The 16,746-nt window shown below is 61.9% G+C and carries 15 protein-coding genes; 2 read left to right on the top strand and 13 right to left on the bottom strand.

The window, feature by feature from the left end; all coding sequences use genetic code 11:
- Positions 1 to 37: 37 nt before the first annotated feature.
- Positions 38 to 2,029 (bottom strand): transketolase, encoded by a 1,992-nt coding sequence (tkt, locus tag QLG21_RS17085; protein ID WP_006178410.1) that lies wholly within the window; start codon positions 2,027 to 2,029, stop codon positions 38 to 40.
- A gap of 272 nt (positions 2,030 to 2,301) precedes the next feature.
- On the opposite strand from tkt, the gene QLG21_RS17080 reads away from it, so the two are divergent.
- Together QLG21_RS17080 and QLG21_RS17075 are read left to right on the top strand one after the other, a co-directional pair.
- Positions 2,302 to 3,060: a M48 family metallopeptidase gene (locus QLG21_RS17080; protein ID WP_006178411.1), complete on the top strand. Its 759-nt coding sequence runs from the start codon at positions 2,302 to 2,304 to the stop codon at positions 3,058 to 3,060.
- 210 nt (positions 3,061 to 3,270) lie between these two features.
- A complete protein-coding gene (locus QLG21_RS17075; protein WP_236345935.1) occupies positions 3,271 to 4,539 on the top strand; it encodes an OprD family outer membrane porin in 1,269 nt (422 codons plus the stop codon).
- A gap of 150 nt (positions 4,540 to 4,689) precedes the next feature.
- Here the strand turns inward: QLG21_RS17075 and QLG21_RS17070 are convergent, their stop codons facing one another.
- The 12 genes from QLG21_RS17070 to QLG21_RS17015 all read right to left on the bottom strand — a co-directional run bounded on the left by QLG21_RS17070 (position 4,690) and on the right by QLG21_RS17015 (position 16,745).
- On the bottom strand, positions 4,690 to 6,330 hold the full coding sequence (locus tag QLG21_RS17070; protein WP_282484856.1) for a thiamine pyrophosphate-binding protein: 1,641 nt from the start codon (positions 6,328 to 6,330) through the stop codon (positions 4,690 to 4,692).
- Positions 6,331 to 6,343: 13 nt separating this feature from the next.
- Complete coding sequence (locus QLG21_RS17065; RefSeq protein WP_282484855.1) at positions 6,344 to 7,813, bottom strand: aldehyde dehydrogenase; 1,470 nt, start codon at positions 7,811 to 7,813, stop codon at positions 6,344 to 6,346.
- A 9-nt stretch (positions 7,814 to 7,822) separates the two neighbouring features.
- Entirely contained in the window at positions 7,823 to 8,593 is a 771-nt protein-coding gene (locus QLG21_RS17060) for an aspartate dehydrogenase (RefSeq protein ID WP_058608607.1), read from the bottom strand.
- A gap of 9 nt (positions 8,594 to 8,602) precedes the next feature.
- On the bottom strand, positions 8,603 to 9,397 hold the full coding sequence (locus tag QLG21_RS17055; protein ID WP_088208569.1) for an SDR family oxidoreductase: 795 nt from the start codon (positions 9,395 to 9,397) through the stop codon (positions 8,603 to 8,605).
- The gene (locus QLG21_RS17050; protein WP_282484854.1) at positions 9,381 to 10,151 is read right to left on the bottom strand and encodes an alpha/beta hydrolase; all 771 of its coding nucleotides are present in this window, start codon (positions 10,149 to 10,151) and stop codon (positions 9,381 to 9,383) included. Before QLG21_RS17050 ends, QLG21_RS17055 begins: the two co-directional genes overlap by 17 nt.
- A gap of 9 nt (positions 10,152 to 10,160) precedes the next feature.
- On the bottom strand, positions 10,161 to 10,691 hold the full coding sequence (locus tag QLG21_RS17045; protein WP_006178420.1) for a cupin domain-containing protein: 531 nt from the start codon (positions 10,689 to 10,691) through the stop codon (positions 10,161 to 10,163).
- 10 nt (positions 10,692 to 10,701) lie between these two features.
- Entirely contained in the window at positions 10,702 to 11,958 is a 1,257-nt protein-coding gene (locus QLG21_RS17040) for an MFS transporter (protein WP_058608609.1), read from the bottom strand.
- A 25-nt stretch (positions 11,959 to 11,983) separates the two neighbouring features.
- Entirely contained in the window at positions 11,984 to 13,171 is a 1,188-nt protein-coding gene (locus QLG21_RS17035) for an FAD-dependent oxidoreductase (protein ID WP_282484853.1), read from the bottom strand.
- Positions 13,168 to 14,094: a VOC family protein gene (locus QLG21_RS17030; RefSeq protein WP_058608611.1), complete on the bottom strand. Its 927-nt coding sequence runs from the start codon at positions 14,092 to 14,094 to the stop codon at positions 13,168 to 13,170. Before QLG21_RS17030 ends, QLG21_RS17035 begins: the two co-directional genes overlap by 4 nt.
- A gap of 78 nt (positions 14,095 to 14,172) precedes the next feature.
- Positions 14,173 to 14,961, bottom strand: a complete 789-nt coding sequence (locus QLG21_RS17025; protein ID WP_282484885.1) for an IclR family transcriptional regulator — start codon at positions 14,959 to 14,961, stop codon at positions 14,173 to 14,175.
- 12 nt (positions 14,962 to 14,973) lie between these two features.
- Positions 14,974 to 15,723 carry an SDR family oxidoreductase gene (locus QLG21_RS17020; protein WP_006178425.1) on the bottom strand — a complete coding sequence of 250 codons (750 nt, stop codon included), beginning with the start codon at positions 15,721 to 15,723 and terminating at the stop codon, positions 14,974 to 14,976.
- Positions 15,723 to 16,745, bottom strand: a complete 1,023-nt coding sequence (locus QLG21_RS17015) for an aromatic ring-hydroxylating dioxygenase subunit alpha (protein ID WP_006178426.1) — start codon at positions 16,743 to 16,745, stop codon at positions 15,723 to 15,725. The genes QLG21_RS17020 and QLG21_RS17015 overlap by 1 nt, the downstream gene beginning before the upstream one ends.
- Position 16,746 lies beyond the last annotated feature (1 nt).

The raw sequence follows: 16,746 nt of genomic DNA, 5'->3' as shown, positions 1-16,746 counted from the left end.
CGCCCGGTTAGCATAGCGCCACCGGGCAAAATAGCCGTTACAGCAGTTCTTTCGCCTTAGCGACAACGTTCTCAACGGTGAAGCCGAACTCTTCGAATAGCAGCTCTGCCGGAGCAGATTCACCGAAGGTGGTCATACCGACGATAGCGCCGTTCAGGCCCACGTATTTGAACCAGTAGTCCGCGATACCGGCTTCCACCGCCACGCGAGCGGAAACCGCTTTAGGCAGTACGGATTCACGGTATGCCGCATCCTGCTTGTCGAACGCATCGGTAGACGGCATGGATACCACGCGCGCCTTCACGCCTTCGGCAGTCAGTTTTTCCCATGCCGCAACGGCCAGTTCAACTTCAGAGCCGGTAGCAATGAAGATCAGCTCAGGCTGGCCTGCGCAGTCTTTCAGCACGTAACCACCGCGCGCGATGTTCGCCAGCTGCTCAGGCGTACGCTCCTGCTGTGCCAGGTTCTGACGGGAGAGGATCAGCGCGGTCGGGCCGTCCTGACGCTCAACGCCGTATTTCCACGCTACCGCGGATTCAACCTGGTCACATGGACGCCATGTAGACATGTTCGGGGTCACGCGCAGGGACGCTACCTGCTCAACCGGCTGGTGAGTTGGGCCATCTTCGCCCAGACCGATAGAGTCGTGGGTGTAGACCATCACCTGACGCTGTTTCATCAGCGCAGCCATACGCACGGCGTTACGCGCGTACTCAACGAACATCAGGAAGGTTGAGGTGTACGGCAGGAAACCGCCGTGCAGGGAGATACCGTTGGCAATCGCGGTCATACCGAATTCACGTACACCGTAATGGATGTAGTTACCCGCAGTGTCTTCGTTGATTGGCTTAGAACCAGACCACAGAGTCAGGTTAGATGGTGCCAGATCAGCGGAGCCGCCGAGGAATTCAGGCAGCAATGGACCGAACGCTTCGATCGCATTCTGGGACGCTTTACGGCTCGCGATTTTGGACGGGTTCGCCTGCAGCTTAGCGATAAACTCGTTGGCTTTCGCATCGAAGTCAGACGGCATATCGCCTTTCATACGACGGGTAAACTCAGCCGCTTCCTGAGGGAAGGCTTTCGCATAGGCAGCGAATTTCTCGTTCCACGCAGACTCTTTCGCCTGACCCATTTCTTTCGCATCCCACTGCGCATAGATTTCAGACGGGATTTCGAATGCCGGGTAGTTCCAGCCAAGTTGCTCACGGGTCAGTGCAATTTCCGCGTCGCCCAGAGGCGCACCGTGGGAATCGTGGGTGCCCGCTTTGTTCGGAGAGCCGAAGCCGATGATGGTTTTGCACATCAGCAGGGACGGTTTGTCCGTTACTGCGCGTGCTTCTTCTACTGCACGTTTAATCGAGTCAGCATCGTGACCATCAACGCCACGCACCACGTGCCAGCCGTAGGCTTCGAAACGTGCAGCGGTGTCATCGGTGAACCAGCCTTCAACGTGACCGTCGATGGAGATACCGTTGTCGTCATAGAACGCAACCAGTTTGCCCAGCTTCAGGGTACCGGCCAGGGAGCACACTTCGTGAGAAATGCCTTCCATCATGCAGCCGTCGCCCATGAAGGCGTAGGTGAAGTGGTCAACGATGTCGTGACCAGGACGGTTGAACTGGGCTGCCAGCGTCTTCTCAGCAATCGCCATACCCACAGCGTTGGCAATACCCTGACCCAGCGGGCCGGTGGTGGTTTCAACGCCTGCGGTGTAACCCACTTCCGGGTGACCTGGAGTTTTAGAGTGCAGCTGACGGAAGTTTTTCAGCTCTTCAATAGGCAGATCGTAGCCGGTGAGGTGCAGCAGGCTATAGATCAGCATAGAGCCGTGGCCGTTGGACAGCACGAAACGGTCACGGTCAGCCCATGCTGGGTTCTGCGGATTGTGGTTAAGGAAATCACGCCACAGGACTTCGGCGATGTCTGCCATGCCCATAGGGGCACCCGGGTGGCCGGATTTGGCTTTCTGTACTGCGTCCATGCTCAGCGCACGAATAGCATTAGCAAGCTCTTTACGTGAGGACATTTTAACTCCAGATCGGACTGTTAAAGGCCATGCCCTTGACGACAGCGCGTTTTGGGCTACGCCGGAAAAAAGTGCCAACAATGTAACCCAAGCCGTAGGGCATGTACATGGACCATTCTTTTGCCGCTTAAGAAATCTCTGGAACATGCTCGCAAGTTGCGCAATCTTCTCGCCCGCCCCTGCAGATATTCCTTATACTTAGCGCGACACCGGCTTCGCTGACGGTGCATTTTTCGGATTTAATTCATGTTAACGAGTACGGAAGCAACATCATGAAAATGCGTGCAATAGTGCTGGCCCTGGGAACAACGCTCCTGCTAAGCGGCTGTCAGAATATGGACTCTAACGGCCTGATGAGCTCAGGCGCAGAGGCCTTCCAGGCATATTCCCTGAGCGACGCGCAGGTGAAAGCGCTGAGCGACGAGGCCTGTAAAGATATGGATGCAAAAGCCACTATCGCCCCGGCTAACAGCACCTACACGCAGCGTCTGAACAAGATTGCTTCTGCGCTTGGTGACAACATCAACGGCCAGCCGGTGAACTACAAGGTTTACGTGGCAAAAGACGTGAACGCCTTCGCAATGGCGAACGGCTGCATCCGCGTCTATAGCGGGCTGATGGACATCATGACCGACAACGAAGTGGAAGCGGTTATCGGCCACGAAATGGGCCACGTTGCGCTTGGCCACGTCAAGAAAGGGATGCAGGTCGCGCTCGGAACCAACGCGGTTCGCGCGGCGGCAGCCTCTGCGGGCGGGATCGTCGGCAGCCTCTCCCAGTCGCAGATTGGCGATATGGGTGAAAAACTGGTGAACTCCCAGTTCTCCCAGCGTCAGGAGTCTGAGGCCGATGACTACTCCTACGATCTGTTGCGCAAACGCGGAATCAATCCATCAGGCCTGGCCACCAGTTTTGAAAAACTGGCGAAGCTGGAAGAGGGTCGTCAAAGCTCAATGTTTGACGATCACCCGGCCTCCGTTGAACGTGCGCAGCATATTCGCGACCGCATGGCGGCAGACGGAATTAAATAATCCTGAAAGGAGGCGTAATGGCCTCCTTTTTATTTCGCATGAATTGCTAATATAACCGCACGTATCGGTAACGCCCCTCAACACCGCGCCACGCCTGCCCTCGCCCGCTGAAACGCCTGGTCACTTATTGATTGCAATCATTAACCTTTCCGGTAATTATCCAATGTGCAGCAATACAAATTAATATATCCAGACAGAGACGTTCCCTCCGTGAAAAAAGAATTATCGTTAATCGCATTAAGTTTATTTTCGGCCCTTCCCGCCGTAGCAAGCCAGCAGTCTGACAGCCAGGGTTTTATTGACGACAGCCATCTGGATCTGTTTTTCCGTAACGCGTACATCAGCCGGGACTACCATCAGGGCCAGCAGGACAAAGCTGAATGGGGTCAGGGGCTCATCGCGACCTTTGAATCCGGTTATACCCAAGGGCGGGTAGGATTTGGCGTCGACGGTATCGCCCAGTACGGCGTGCGTCTCGACGGCGGGCGCGGCAAGAGCGGCGCGGGCGGTATCGACTTCTTCAGACAGGAAGACGATGGCCGGGCAAAATCCGACCTGGCAAAATTTGGCGCCACGGCAAAAATGCGTTTTTCAAATACCGTGCTGAGCTACGGCAACCAGCGCCCGGCGCTGCCGATTGTCACCGCCGACAGCTCGCGTCTGCTGTTTGAAAGCTACACCGGCACGATGTTGACCTCGAAAGAGATCGACGGCCTGGACGTAAACGCTGGCTACTTCACTGACCAGCAGCGTAAAAGCGATGACCGCCACGACAGCGGCCTGAAAAGCCTGACCTTCGGCGGCGCAAGCTACCAGTTCAACGACCAGTTCAGCGGCGCGCTGTACGCCTCTCACAACGAAGAGGTGATGAATAAACAGTATCTGGGCATGAACTTTAAACAGCCGTTCAGCACCGGGCAGCAGTTGATTCTGGACTTTAACGGCTATAATTCGCGTCTGGATCAACGCTACGCGGACAGCCTCGACACCGGGCGCAGTAATACCATCTGGAGCCTGGCGGCGAGCTACATTTGGGACGTTCATACCTTTAAGGTGGCGTATCAGCAGAGCAGCGGCAGCACCGGCTATAACTACGGTGGCTATCGCGATCGCGGCGGCGTGGGTGACGGCGGTAACACCATCTGGCTGGCGAACTCCTACTGGTCTGACTTTAACGGGGAAGATGAACGCTCATGGCAGGCGTCTTACGGCCTGGACTTCGCCGGGCTCGGCCTGCCGGGCCTGAGCTGGACCACGGCCTACGTGCGCGGCGATAACATCAAAACGTCTGAAACCAGCAATGGTAAAGAGCACGAGTGGTTTAACCAGGTCCAGTATCAGGTGCAGGACGGCCCGGCAAAAGACCTGACGCTGAAGCTGCGCTACTCCGTGCTGCGCGTCTCCAGCAACGCCAGCGACTATAACGTCGGCGGGGATGAGATCCGCGCGTATGTGGAATATCCGTTTAAGGTGTTCTGAGTTTGTCCCCTCACCCTAACCCTCTCCCAAAGGGAGAGGGAACGCGATCACCCTCTCCCTTTGGGAGAGGGCCGGGGTGAGGGAAAACGGTCCGCACCTCAACAAACGTAGGCCCGGTAAGCGCAGCGCCACCGGGCGATATCCACCATATCAATACAGCGACTTCTGCGGCGGCCCGGCAAACTTCAGCGCGCCAATCTGCCCCATCCGCACCTCCACCACCGATGGCCCCGGTATTGACAGCGCCTCCGTCATCACCGCGTCAAAATCCTCGGCCCGCTCCACGCTCCACGCCTGCAGGCCAATCGCCTGCGCCAGCAGGGTAAAGTCCGGCGTGTGCAGTTCGTTGTAATATTGACGACCACCGAAATACTTATCCTGGATGCCGCGCATTACGCCGTAGCCGCCGTCGTTCATGATCAGCAGCGTCACGTTCGCTTTCTCCTGGGCAAGCGTTGCCAGTTCCCCCAGGTTAAGGCTCAGGCCGCCGTCGCCCACCAGCCCCACCACCTTGCGCTGCGGGTTGGCAATCGCGGTGCCGATCGCCATCGGCAGCCCCATACCAATCGCCCCCGCCAGAGAGTGAATGTTCATCAGCGGGCCGTTAGCGCGGAACAGACGGCTGCCCCACAGGCTGCCGGAAACGGTGATATCCCGCACCAGCAGGCCGTCGTTCGGTAGCGCCTTTTCAATCGCATCGTTGAGCTTCGCATACGCCCCGCATTGCTCGCGTAGCCCCTGCTCTGCTGTTGCCACCGCCTGCTGGACCTGCCCATCCCACTGGGCATTGCCCCATTCGCGCCCCTGCGCTTTGTTCGCCAGCGCCGCCAGCAGCACAGAACAGTCGGCGACCAGAGTGTTATCCATCAGATAGTTACGGCTCGCCGCCGCCGGATCGATATCAATCTGCACGCGGGGATGCGGCAGCTCGAGCGTCCATGAGCGGGTTTCGTTACTGCGCAGGCGCGAGCCTGCCACCAGCGTAAAGTCGCACCGGGCAATCAGCGCCTCGACCGACGGTGAATTATGGAACGCCCGCAGGCTGGCGCGATGGCTGTCCGGCAGCACGCCGCGCGCGTGGGTGCTGGAGATCACCGTGACGCCCGCATCCGCCAGCTTTTGCACGGCATCAGCGCTTCCCAGCGCCCCACCGCCCAGCCACAGCAGAGGCTGTTTCGCCTGCTTAAGTTGCGCCCAGAGCGCCTCGACCACTGCGTTATCAACGGTGTCCGGCGCGGAGGATTTCACCGGTGCCGTCACCAGCGAGGCCGGGATCTTCGCCCCCTGAATATCAATCGGAATTTCCACCGAAACCGGCCCGCACGGCGGCGTCTGCGCCTCCTGAATGGCCTTATGGAGAATAGCGACCGCCTGGTGAGCATTGCTGATGCGCCAGGCCCGTTTCGAGCTGGCCTTGAGGAAGGTCAGCTGATCGCGGGTTTCGTGGATAAACCCGGTGTCGGCATCCAGCCATGCTTTTTCAACCTGGCCGGTCAGGTGCAGCAGCGGCGTACAGGCGTTCATGGCTTCCACCAGCGCCCCCACCGCGTTGCCCGCCCCTGCGCCGGTGCTGGTCAGCGCCACGCCAAGGCCGGAAAAGCGTCCGTGGGCGTCGGCCATGGTGACTGAACCCGCTTCGCCGCGCGCGGGCACAAAGCGGATGTTGCCCCGCTGCCCCACCGCATCCGCGATTGGCAGGTTGTGGATAGAGATGACGCCGTAGATGGCCTCAACCTGATACTGCTCCAGCGTTCTGGCGATGGCGTCGCCGACGGTTATCATTTCGCTCATTGCTCACCCTTTCTCAGTCGCACCAGTGGTTGACGCTATTACCCGTCGCCAGATAAATGCTTTTTTGCTGCATCCAGGCTTTCAGCCCCTGAATGCCCTTTTCGCGGCCCAGACCGCTCTCTTTAAAGCCCCCAAACGGGGTCGAAATCGCAAACACTTTGTAGGTGTTGATCCACACAGTGCCCGCTTCCAGTTGCTCGCTCAGGCGCAGGGCGCGTCCGGTATCGCGCGTCCAGATGCCCGCCGCCAGGCCGTACACCGAGTCATTGGCCTCGCGGATCAGCGCCGCCTCGTCACTGAACGGCATCGCCACCAGCACCGGGCCGAAGATCTCCTCCTGACAGGCGCGGGCGGCGTTGGTCAGACCCTCGATGATTGTTGGCTGGAAGAAGCTTCCGCTGGCAAGCGCCGGATCGGCCGGGATCTCCCCGCCGCACAGCACGCGGCCCCCTTCGCGTTGCGCCAGCTCTACGTACGCCTGCACGCTCTGGCGATGCCTGTCGTTGATCAGCGGCCCGATATGCGTGCCGTCGGCAAACGGATGCCCGACGCGCAGGCCGCGCGTGAGCTCCAGCAGCCGCGCCATCAGCGGAGCGTAAATGCTTTCGTGGATAAACAGCCGTGAACCGGCAATGCAGGCCTGCCCCGCCGAGCTGAAAATGCCGTAGCAGATCCCGCGCGCGGCCTGCTCGACGTCCGCATCTTCCAGCACGATGGTCGGGGATTTCCCGCCCAGCTCCAGCGACGCCGGGATCAACTTTTCCGCCGCCACGTGCGCCAGATGCCGCCCCGTGGTCGTGCCGCCGGTAAAGGAAATTTTCCGCACGCGAGGGTGGCGCGCCAGCGCGTCGCCAACCACCGAGCCTTTGCCCGGCAGCACGCTCAGCAGCCCGGCGGGCAGCCCGGCCTGTTCAAAAATACGCGCCAGCTCCAGTGCCATCAGCGGCGTGGCCTCGGCAGGTTTGAGGATCACCGCATTTCCGGCGGCAATGGCCGGAGCAACCTTCTGCATTTCGCTGGCAATCGGCGAATTCCACGGCGTGATGGCCGCCACCACGCCGAGCGGCTCGTAGCGGCTCAGCGTCAGGAGATCGGGCTGGCGCGGCGTGGGCAGTTCGCCTTCCAGCAGCTCGCAGGCGGCGGCGAAATAGCGCGCCGTGCCCGCCGCACTCATCACCAGGCCACGCGCTTCCGCCAGCGGCTTGCCGTTGTCGCGGCTCTGCATCTGCGCCAGTTCATCGACGCGGGTTTCAATCAGATCGGCCACCTTGTGCAGGATCTTCGCCCGCATATGCGGCAGGCGGGTGCGCCAGTCCGGATCGCGCCACGCGCGTTCGCCTGCGTCGATGGCGTCCTCCAGATCGTCCAGGCTTGCGGCGTTAAGCGTCGCGTTGATTGAGCCGTCCGCCGGGAACTGGCTCTGCATCAGGTTGCCGCCGCCGTGTCGCCAGTGGCCACCGATAAAAATCTTCAGATCGTCCATCGTGACTCCTCAGCTCAGGGCCAGCTCGCGGCAGGCGCGCACCGCGCTCAGTGCTGCCAGGGTGGAGGTTTTGGGGTTGCTGGCAAGCGGCAGGCCGCTCAGCTCCAGATGAAACTCGCCAAACAGCCCTTCGACGTGCAGCGTGTGGGTGTTGCGCGTCGTCGCCGGGTCGACCATCAGCTGCACGCGGGTGTCATCCATCCCAACGCCGCCGAGCGCCACGGTCGCCGCCACGTTGGCGTTCGCCGGGAACAGCCGCGCCGCCTCGCGGGCGCTGCCCTCAAAAAACACCTGCGCCTGCGACACCGCGTTAAGATCGATAAGCTGCTCGGCGTAGCTGCCGCGCCAGCTGGCTGGGCTTTTGCGCGACCGATAGGTCACACGCTCCAGGCCGCCCTCTTTGGCGGCGGAGAGCCCGTCGATGCCCGCCACCGCGCCGGAGAGCAGCGTGAGTTTTCCGCCCGCGCTGAGCAGACGCTGTTCCAGCGCGCTGTCCGCCAGCGCGCCGGTGGATATCACGGCCAGATGCCAGCCGCGATGCAGTATCTCTTCGCCGTACTGCGCCACCGCCTGCTGGCTGGCGCACTCCAGTACCAGGTCGGGCGCTTCAGCGCAGTCCACTGGCGAGGCCAGCGCCGCCACCGCACCGCCGAACTGCGCACGAATGGCCTCGTGGTGAGCCTCGCGCGCCACGATCCAGCCGATGCTGACGCCATCAGGCAGGCGCTCAATTACCGCCTGCGCCATCGCGCCAAAGCCAATTAACATGATTTTTTTCATGATGCGTCCTTACAGGTGACGGCAGAAGCCGCCGGAAACGTCCAGCGCGGCACCGGTGGTAAACGAGGCCAGCGGCGAGGCGAGAAACAGCAGCGCCTGTGCAGGCTCCTGCGGCTTGCCGAGGCGCGCCATCGGTATGCCTCGCTTGCGCGCAATATCCGCCGTCCACGCCGCCCAGCTCTGGCTTTTATCCGCCCGGTTCTCAAAGCGGCGCTGCCACTGGCCGGACTCCACCATGCCGAGCAAAATGGAGTTGACGCGAATACCTTTGCCCACCAGCTCCTTTGAGAGCGTCAGCGTCATGTTCAGCAGCGCGGCGCGGGCGGCGGAGGTGGCGATCATGTGCTCCTCCGGCTGCAATGCCAGCAGGGAGTTGACGCAGGTGATCGAGGCGATATCGGACTGCTCCAGCAGAGGCTGAAACGCCTGCACCGGGTTGATCACCCCAAATAGTTTCAGCTCGGCTTCGTGCAGCCACGCCTCGCGCGGGGTGTCGTTGAAGTGCGCCACGTAGCCCTGCCCGGCGTTATTGATCAGCATATCCGCCGCGCCAAAGCGCGCCTGAACCGCCTGCGCAAAAGCCTGCACCTCATCGGCGTTGAGCACGTCGCAGCGGTAAGCGAAGATCTCCCCGTCGGGGTAGTCGTTTTGCAGCGCCGCGTGCGCGCTGGCGAGCCGGTCCGGATCGCGACCACAGAAAGCCACTTTTGCCCCCTCGCCCAGCAGCAGGCGCAGCGTTTCAAAACCAATCCCGGACGATCCGCCGGTGACTACCGCTACGCGTCCGTCAATGTGTGCATTCATCGCCTACCTCCTGGTGAATACGTAAAAGCTGTTGATTAAAAAACGCCGCGTTATCGAGATAGCTGGCGTGTCCGGCCTGCGGAATGGCGGTGAAAGGCATGCCGTAGCGCAGCGCCAGCCCCTGCACCAGCTCGGGTTGGGTGATGGCATCCTGCTCGCCGCACCAGACTTCAAAGGTGCCCGAATAGCGCGTCAGCCAGCCGTGTATATCGTCGTGCGCCAGCATCCACGCGGCGGCGAGATAGCCTTCCGGGCGCAGGGCACGCATGCCCGTCGCAACGGTCGCGATGTCCTCCACGCGCGCGCCGGGGCGCAACAGCTTCGCCGCGCGGGTCTGGGCGAGTATGTCGCCGCCCAGCGCGATCTGCTGCTCGCGGTTGCGCCACACCTGCTCGCGCTGCTCTGGCGCGGCCTGGCCGTAGCCCTGCGCCGCGTCCGCCAGCACCAGATGCAGCACGCGTTGCGGAAATTTCGCGGCAAAGGCGCTGGCGACCAGCGCCCCCAGCGAGTGCCCGACCAGCACCGCCTGCCAGACGCCCGCGCGATCGAGCATCGCTGCCAGCGCGTCGGCGTAATCGCCCGCGTTCGCGCGTTCGGTCGCCAGCATTGGGCTTTCGCCATAACCGGGCATGTCCCACGCCAGCACGCGAAAACCGCTCAGCGCCATCTGCTTATGCCAGGAGGCCGCGCCGGAGCTGATACCGTGCAGCAGCATCAGCGGAGTGCCGCTTCCCTGTTCGCGAAAGCCCGTCATACCGCCCCCTTACCCGCGCTTCACTTTAGAGAGCGGATGATCGGCCGGATAGGTTGGGATTTCCGGCTTGTTGGTTCCCAGCATCACGCACATCAGCGCCTCTTCTTCGCCGTGGTTAAACAGCCCGCGGTAGATTCCCGGCGGAACGGAGATCAGGTCGCGCTCGCGCAGTACGGTTTCGGTGTAGTTGTCGCCGTCCTGAATCATCAGGGTGATCTGCCCTTTGAGCATGAAGAAGACCTCTTCCACGTCGTCGTGCAGGTGCAGCGGCCCTTCGCACTTCGACGGCAATACCATGGTGGAGAAGGTGAAGTGGTCGGCCTGAACGGTATTGGTGTCGTTCGCCACGCCGGTTGCGCCGGTGCCGATATAGCGCATCTGCGCGCGGCGGTATTTCGGGTCATAGTCGGCCTGGAACTTCAGGGCGTTCCAGTCATACTTGCGGCCTTCAAAGCGCGCAATGCGCGACTCGACCCACTCTTCCATGGTCAGATGCTCAGGCTTAACGCCCGGTTTTGCAGTTACGGTTGAATCAGTCATGACACTCTCCTCAGTAACGTCTCAGCAGCGGCAGTAACAGGACGCAGCCCACCGCCGCCATCACCGCCAGAAAAATCAGCCCGGAATCCATGCTGTGGGTGAAGGCGATAAGCGCCCCCATCACTGCGGGCGACAGCGCCCCGGCAAAGTTTCCCAGCCCGTTGAAAATGCCGCCCGCCGTCGCGCTCACCCGGGGATGGGTGGCCTTCGCCAGCAGGGCAAAAATGTTCGGCGCGCCCGTGCCCCACATAAAGGTGCTAAAGCTCATCGCCGCGATAATCGTCAGGGGTGTATCAAGGTGCATCACCGCCGTCAGCCCGACGGCTGCGCCCGCCATGGAGATAAAACAGGCCGCCGCACGCTTATCGACGCGGTCCGAGAGCCAGGCGCCAATCACCTCGCCCGCCAGCATGGCGATAAACGGCATCGACGACAGCCAGCCCGCGTGCTCCAGATGAATGCCCTTGCCCTTGATCAGGTAGCCCGGCAGCCAGCCGTTGATCCCCCACAGGTAGGTGAGAAACGCAACGTTAAAGACGCAGATTACCCAGAAGTGCGGGCTGACAAACAGCTCGCGCCGGGCCGCACGCCGCTCGTCCCGTGACGCCTGCGCGGTTGTCGGCTTCACGTCGAGACGAATACCGCGCAGGCCAATGCGCACGAAGATCAGCACCGGCACGGTGAGCATCGCCATGACAAAGAAGGTGCTTTGCCAGCCGAAGGTGTTGAGCAGCCAGAGGGAGAGCGGGAAGCCAATTGCCGCCCCCACCGGCGTGCCGAGCAGCCACAGCATGGTGGCGCGCGCCTGCAGATGCTGCGGGAAGTTATGGCGCACGATGGCGAACGCCAGCGGGAACAGCGGCCCTTCGGCGATGCCCAGCAGAATGCGCAGGACAATCATCACCGTGTAGTTATGGGTGAAGCCCATCGCCACCATCAGCACGCACCACACCGCCATCATGCCGGTGAGCAGGCGCAGCGGCGGGATTTTGTCCCCCAACCCGCTGAGCAGGACCGATGAAAAGCCGTAGCTCAGCAGAAAAGCGCTCATCAGGATGCCGAGGCGCGTGGTGTCGAAATCGATGCCCATCGCCTGCTGGAAATGGCCATCGGAAAACAGCGCCGCGATACTGATTTTGTCGAAAAACGCCAGCAGTACGCAGGCCAGCAGCGACAGCGGGATAGCCCAGCGCACCGCGTTTTCAGGCGTGCGGGTCCCCTCGCCGCTCGCCTCTGCGGGCGCGGCGTTGGTCTCGAATGTGGTCATGTCTCCCCCTACGGGTGCGGGTTAGCTATCGCAGTGACATCAGTGAAAAGGCCGGATCGCTCAGCGGCACGTCCGACAAGTCTCGTCCCGCCGCCATCCAGCGCTTCGCCAGCTTGACGGTACGCGCGTCGTTAAAGGCCACCAGCTGCGTCAACCTTCCGCCGTCGTCCAGCGAGAAGAACAGCGCGTTATCACGAACGACGGTTTTGCCGCCAGGCTGCGGAATGCCGAGGATCTGAATGTTGTGCTGATATTGATCCGACCACAGCCACGGCGCGTCGTCGTAGCCCGGCGCGTCGGGGTTAAGCATCGCTTTCGCCGTCGCCACCGCCTGATTCTGGGCGAAGGCCCACGACTGGATACACAGCCCGTAGTGGTGATGCTGCGCCACATCGCCCGCGGCAAAGATGGCCGGATCCAACGTGCGTCCCTGCGCGTCGACCACGATCCCGCGGTCGGTGTTCAGCCCGGCGTCGCGGGCCAGCTCAAGGTTCAGATCGACGCCGATCCCCACCACTACCACATCGAAGGTTTCGCGTTTGCCATCGCAGTGGATCACCGGCAGACCGTGGTGATCGTCAAGCTCCAGCGCGCCGCAGCCGGTGCGGATATCCACGCCCTGCTCGCGGTGGATCCGCTCCAGCTGTCGGGACACCTCGCCGCTCACCGAGCGCATGCACAGGGCAGGCTGCTGCTCGAACAGCGTGACCGCCACGCCGCTTTTGCGCGCCGAGGCGGCAATCTCCAGGCCGATCCAGCCGCCGCCGACAATCGCCAGGGTGTTGCTTTGCGCCAGACGCGTTTTCAGGCGCTGCGCGTCCTGCCAGTGGCGCAGGGTGTAGACCTGCGGATGTTTTCCCCACGCCTCGCCCGGCAGACGCGCCCGCCCACCGGTCGCAATTAAAAGGATGTTGTAACTAAGAAGCTCGCCGTTGCTTAAATGCACCTTTTTCGCGGCGCGATCGATCTGCGTGGCGCGCAAGGGGCGGTACCAGGTCAGATTCAGCGCCTGCTGAGCGTCTTCCGAAAACAGGCGCGGCAGTGCGGCATCGGCGTCCAGCAACGCGGCTTTCGAGAGCGGCGGGCGTTCATAAAAATCCCACTCCTCTTCCGCCACCACGCAAATCTCGCCGTCGAAGCCCTCGTCGCGCAGGGTTTTCGCCGCCCAGCCGCCCGCCTGGCCGCCGCCGATGATGACAATGCGCGAGGTCATACCGCCTCCGGCTTTTTCTGCTGGCGGCGCGTGTCATGGTCAATCCCGCCCTCTACCGCCCATTCGGTGAAGGAGATCAGGGAGTGCTCCAGCTCGCGCGGCTGCCAGTTTTCGGTCAGGTAGTCGTCGTTGGTGTAGTACTCAAACGCGCCGCCGGTCGGGCTGTTGACGTACCAGAAGTAGGCAGACGACACCGGATGGCGGCCCGGCCCGATAAAGGTGCTCCAGTCGTTTTTATTCATCGCAATGCCGCCGCCGATCACCTCGTGAATGTCGCGCACGGTAAAGGCGACGTGGTTCAGGCCGCGCTTGCGGTTCGGTAGCTGAAGCAGGAACAGATTGTGATGGCCGCCGCGCGGGCCACAGCGCAGGAACACGGCGCGGTTGATGTAGCGGTCGGAAACCTGGAAGCCGAGCACCTCGCGGTAGAACTGTTCTACCGCCGCCAGCTCCTCGACGAAGAACACCACGTGGCCGACGTTGATCGGCTGGGCGCGGTCATACACCGGGCTTGGCGTGTCGATGCGGCGGGCGTCGCCCCACTGGTTAATCGGCTCGACGTTCAGCTCAACCGGCACCTGCTGGCTCACCTGTACGCGCAGGGTCATGCCGTTCGGATCGCGGCACTCCAGCGCATCGCCCACCTGGCGAAAACCGGGCTGCTGCGCCAGCGTCGGGCGCAAGGCATCCAGCTCGTCCTGAGTTGTCACCGCCCAGGTCATGCGGCGCAGGGTGTTGCCCGCTTCAAACGCCGGCGGCAGGTCGGGGCTGTCAATCGGGTTTAGCTCGACGCGCGCACCGCTCAGGGTGGTAAAACGCTGGCCGCTGGCATCGCCCGTCAGGCCAAAATCACGCATGAATTTGGCGCAGTGCGTCAGGTTGTCGACGCCAAATTCCAGCTTTTCAATTCCGGTTACACTCATCGTTCGTTGCCTCATCTGGCCCAAATTGGGCGTAAAACATGCCCGACGCAGCAAAGCGCCTGACGTTAACTCACTGATTTAACTGGCCTGTGACAAATACCCTAAGAAGCCAGAGATTTTATCCGCCGCCAGACGGACCTCGTTTTGCAGGCGCTCGCGGTCGGGCTGGGGGATCTCCTCCGACGGCACCAGAATGCTGACCACCGCCGCCACCCGTCCACTGCGGTCATACACCGGATAGACGATGGAGGAGATACCGTGACGGAAGAAAGATTCGCCGATGACAAACCCGCGGGCTTTGTCCTGCTGCACCATCTGCCACAGCGCTTCGCGGTCATAAAGCTGCCCCGGCGTGTTGCCCGGCAGGCGCTCATGCGGGAACAGGTGTTCAAAGTCAGCGCGCGAAATGTCGGTCAGCAGCATGCGGCCAAGCGAGGTGCAGTGCACCGGCAGGCGGGTGCCAATGCTCACCTGGTTGATGCGCGAACCGGCAGCGCTGACGCGGGCGACGTAGATGATGTCGCGCCCGTCGCGGATCGCCAGATGGCTGCTGCACTGGCTGACGTCGCGCAACTGTTCGATAACCGGCTGGCCGACCTGGGCCACATCCAGCGAGGCGATGTATTCAAAGCCCAGGCGCAGCACGTTCATGCCGAGCGAGAAAGTATTGGTGCGCGCGTTGCGCTCCAGAAAGCCCATGTATTCCAGCGTCTGCACCACGCGGTAGGCGGTGGCTTTTGGCATGTCCACCAGCCGGTGCAGCTCGGCAAAGGTCAGATCGCGGTGCTGCTCGCCGAAGGCCAACAGCAGCTGGAGACCGCGCTCCAGCCCCGGCACGAGATACTTCACTTCACGATCGTTTTCCATATTCATCAGGCCTCAGTTAAAGACAAAACCGCCGTTGACCGGAATCAGCTGCCCGGTAATGAACCGCGACAGATCGCTTAACAGCCAGACCACGCTGCCCGTCACATCGTCCGGCTGCTGCGCGCCGGTTAACGCGCGGCCATTTTCGTACAGCTGATGGCGTTCGGCGGGCACATACTCGGTCGCCTCGACGCGGGTTAGCCCCGGCGCGATGGCATTGATGCGGATACGTTTTTCACCCAGCTCACGGGCCATCGAGCGGGTCATGGCAATCACCGCGCCCTTGCTGGCGACATAGGCCATCAGGCGCGGCGCGCCCCACAGCGCGGTGTCGGAAGCGACGTTCACAATCCCGGCCCCCTCGCGCAGCAGCGGCACGGCGGCGCGCGTCACCAGCCAGGTGCCCTTGACGTTCACGCTCATCACCCGATCCCAGAGATCCGGATCGTAATCGAGCATGTTTTTGCCCCCCACGCCGGTCGCCATGGCCGCGTTATTCACCAGCCCGTCAATCTGGCCCTGCTCGCCGATGGCGCTGAATACCTGCTCAATGGCGTGCGGATCGGCCAGATCGATAATGTGGGATTCGATCGCGTAGCCCTGCTCACGCAGCCCGTGCGCGCTTTCGGCCAGCTCGCCTTTCAGGATGTCGCACATCACCACCGCCGCCCCCTGCTCCGCGCAGGCTTTGGCGAAGTGATAGCCCAGGCCGCGCGCGGCACCGGTCACGACGATGCGCTTCCCGTTCAGCAGGCCGTTCATCAGGCGGCTCCCTGCTGTTCTTCACGCATCGCCAGCTGCTCTTTCGCCGCCTTTTGCATCATACGGCGCAGGCGGGAGAGACCGACGTCGTGCTGGTACAGGTATTCATGCTCGCGGGCGTTCGGGGCGAGGCTTTCGAGCACCACGCGGTCCTGCTCGAGGACTTCCCAGTGCAGTTTCTCCAGGCGGTTGCGGTACATGAAGCGCCACATGTCGCGCTGCCAGCCCTGCACCCGGCGGATACGCCAGAAGAAGACGCGGCAGTTGTCGTTATCTTCCGGCACCACCATGCCGACGATGAAGAAGTGGCCGCCCGGCCCGAAACGCTTCTTATAAGGAATGGACAGGCGCATCCAGCAGGTGCCACTGTTGCCCAGCTCCACCCAGTCGAAGTTGATGCCGCTCTGCCCTTTTTTCTCAAAGATGAAGCCGGTTTTGGTCGGCTGCAGCACCATGTCCGCCTTGCGGTCCCCTTCCGCCATCGAGTGCGACGACGAGTGCAGATAGGTACCGTGCATCGGGTCCATCACGTTTTCCAGCGCGTACTGGTAGTTGCATTTCCACCCGGCGGTGCAGAGGAAGTTGCTGAAATTGTCGGTGTCGGCGAGTTCATCCGGGAAGCTCAGCTCGTCCGGCTGCTGGTCTGCGGTAACGCCGAACCACAGGAAGATGGCCCCGTGTGCCTCCTGCACGTTATAGCTGCGCACGCACTGCTGGCCGACCAGCGGGCATTTGTCCACCGCAGGCACATCTTTCACCTCGCCGTTACCCGCCACTTCCACGCCGTGATACCAGCAGGCGATGCGGTCGCCGAGATTCCAGCCCATCGACAGCCGTGCGCCGCGGTGGGGACAGCGATCTTCCAGCGCCTGTACCTGGCCGTCTTTGTTACGCCAGACCACAATCTGCTCGCCGAGGCGGGTAATGCCCACCGGCGCAGACTGCACTTCCCAGCTCGCCAGAACCGGATACCAGAGGCCGCGCAGACCTTTATCAAGATAGTGTTGTACGGGAGTCGTCATC

Origin of the sequence: Enterobacter sp. V87_3, from assembly GCF_029967835.1 — a bacterium.
In the GTDB taxonomy this organism is placed as follows: Bacteria; Pseudomonadota; Gammaproteobacteria; order Enterobacterales; family Enterobacteriaceae; genus Enterobacter; species Enterobacter cancerogenus.
This window is presented reverse-complemented; position numbering and strand designations above follow the sequence as displayed.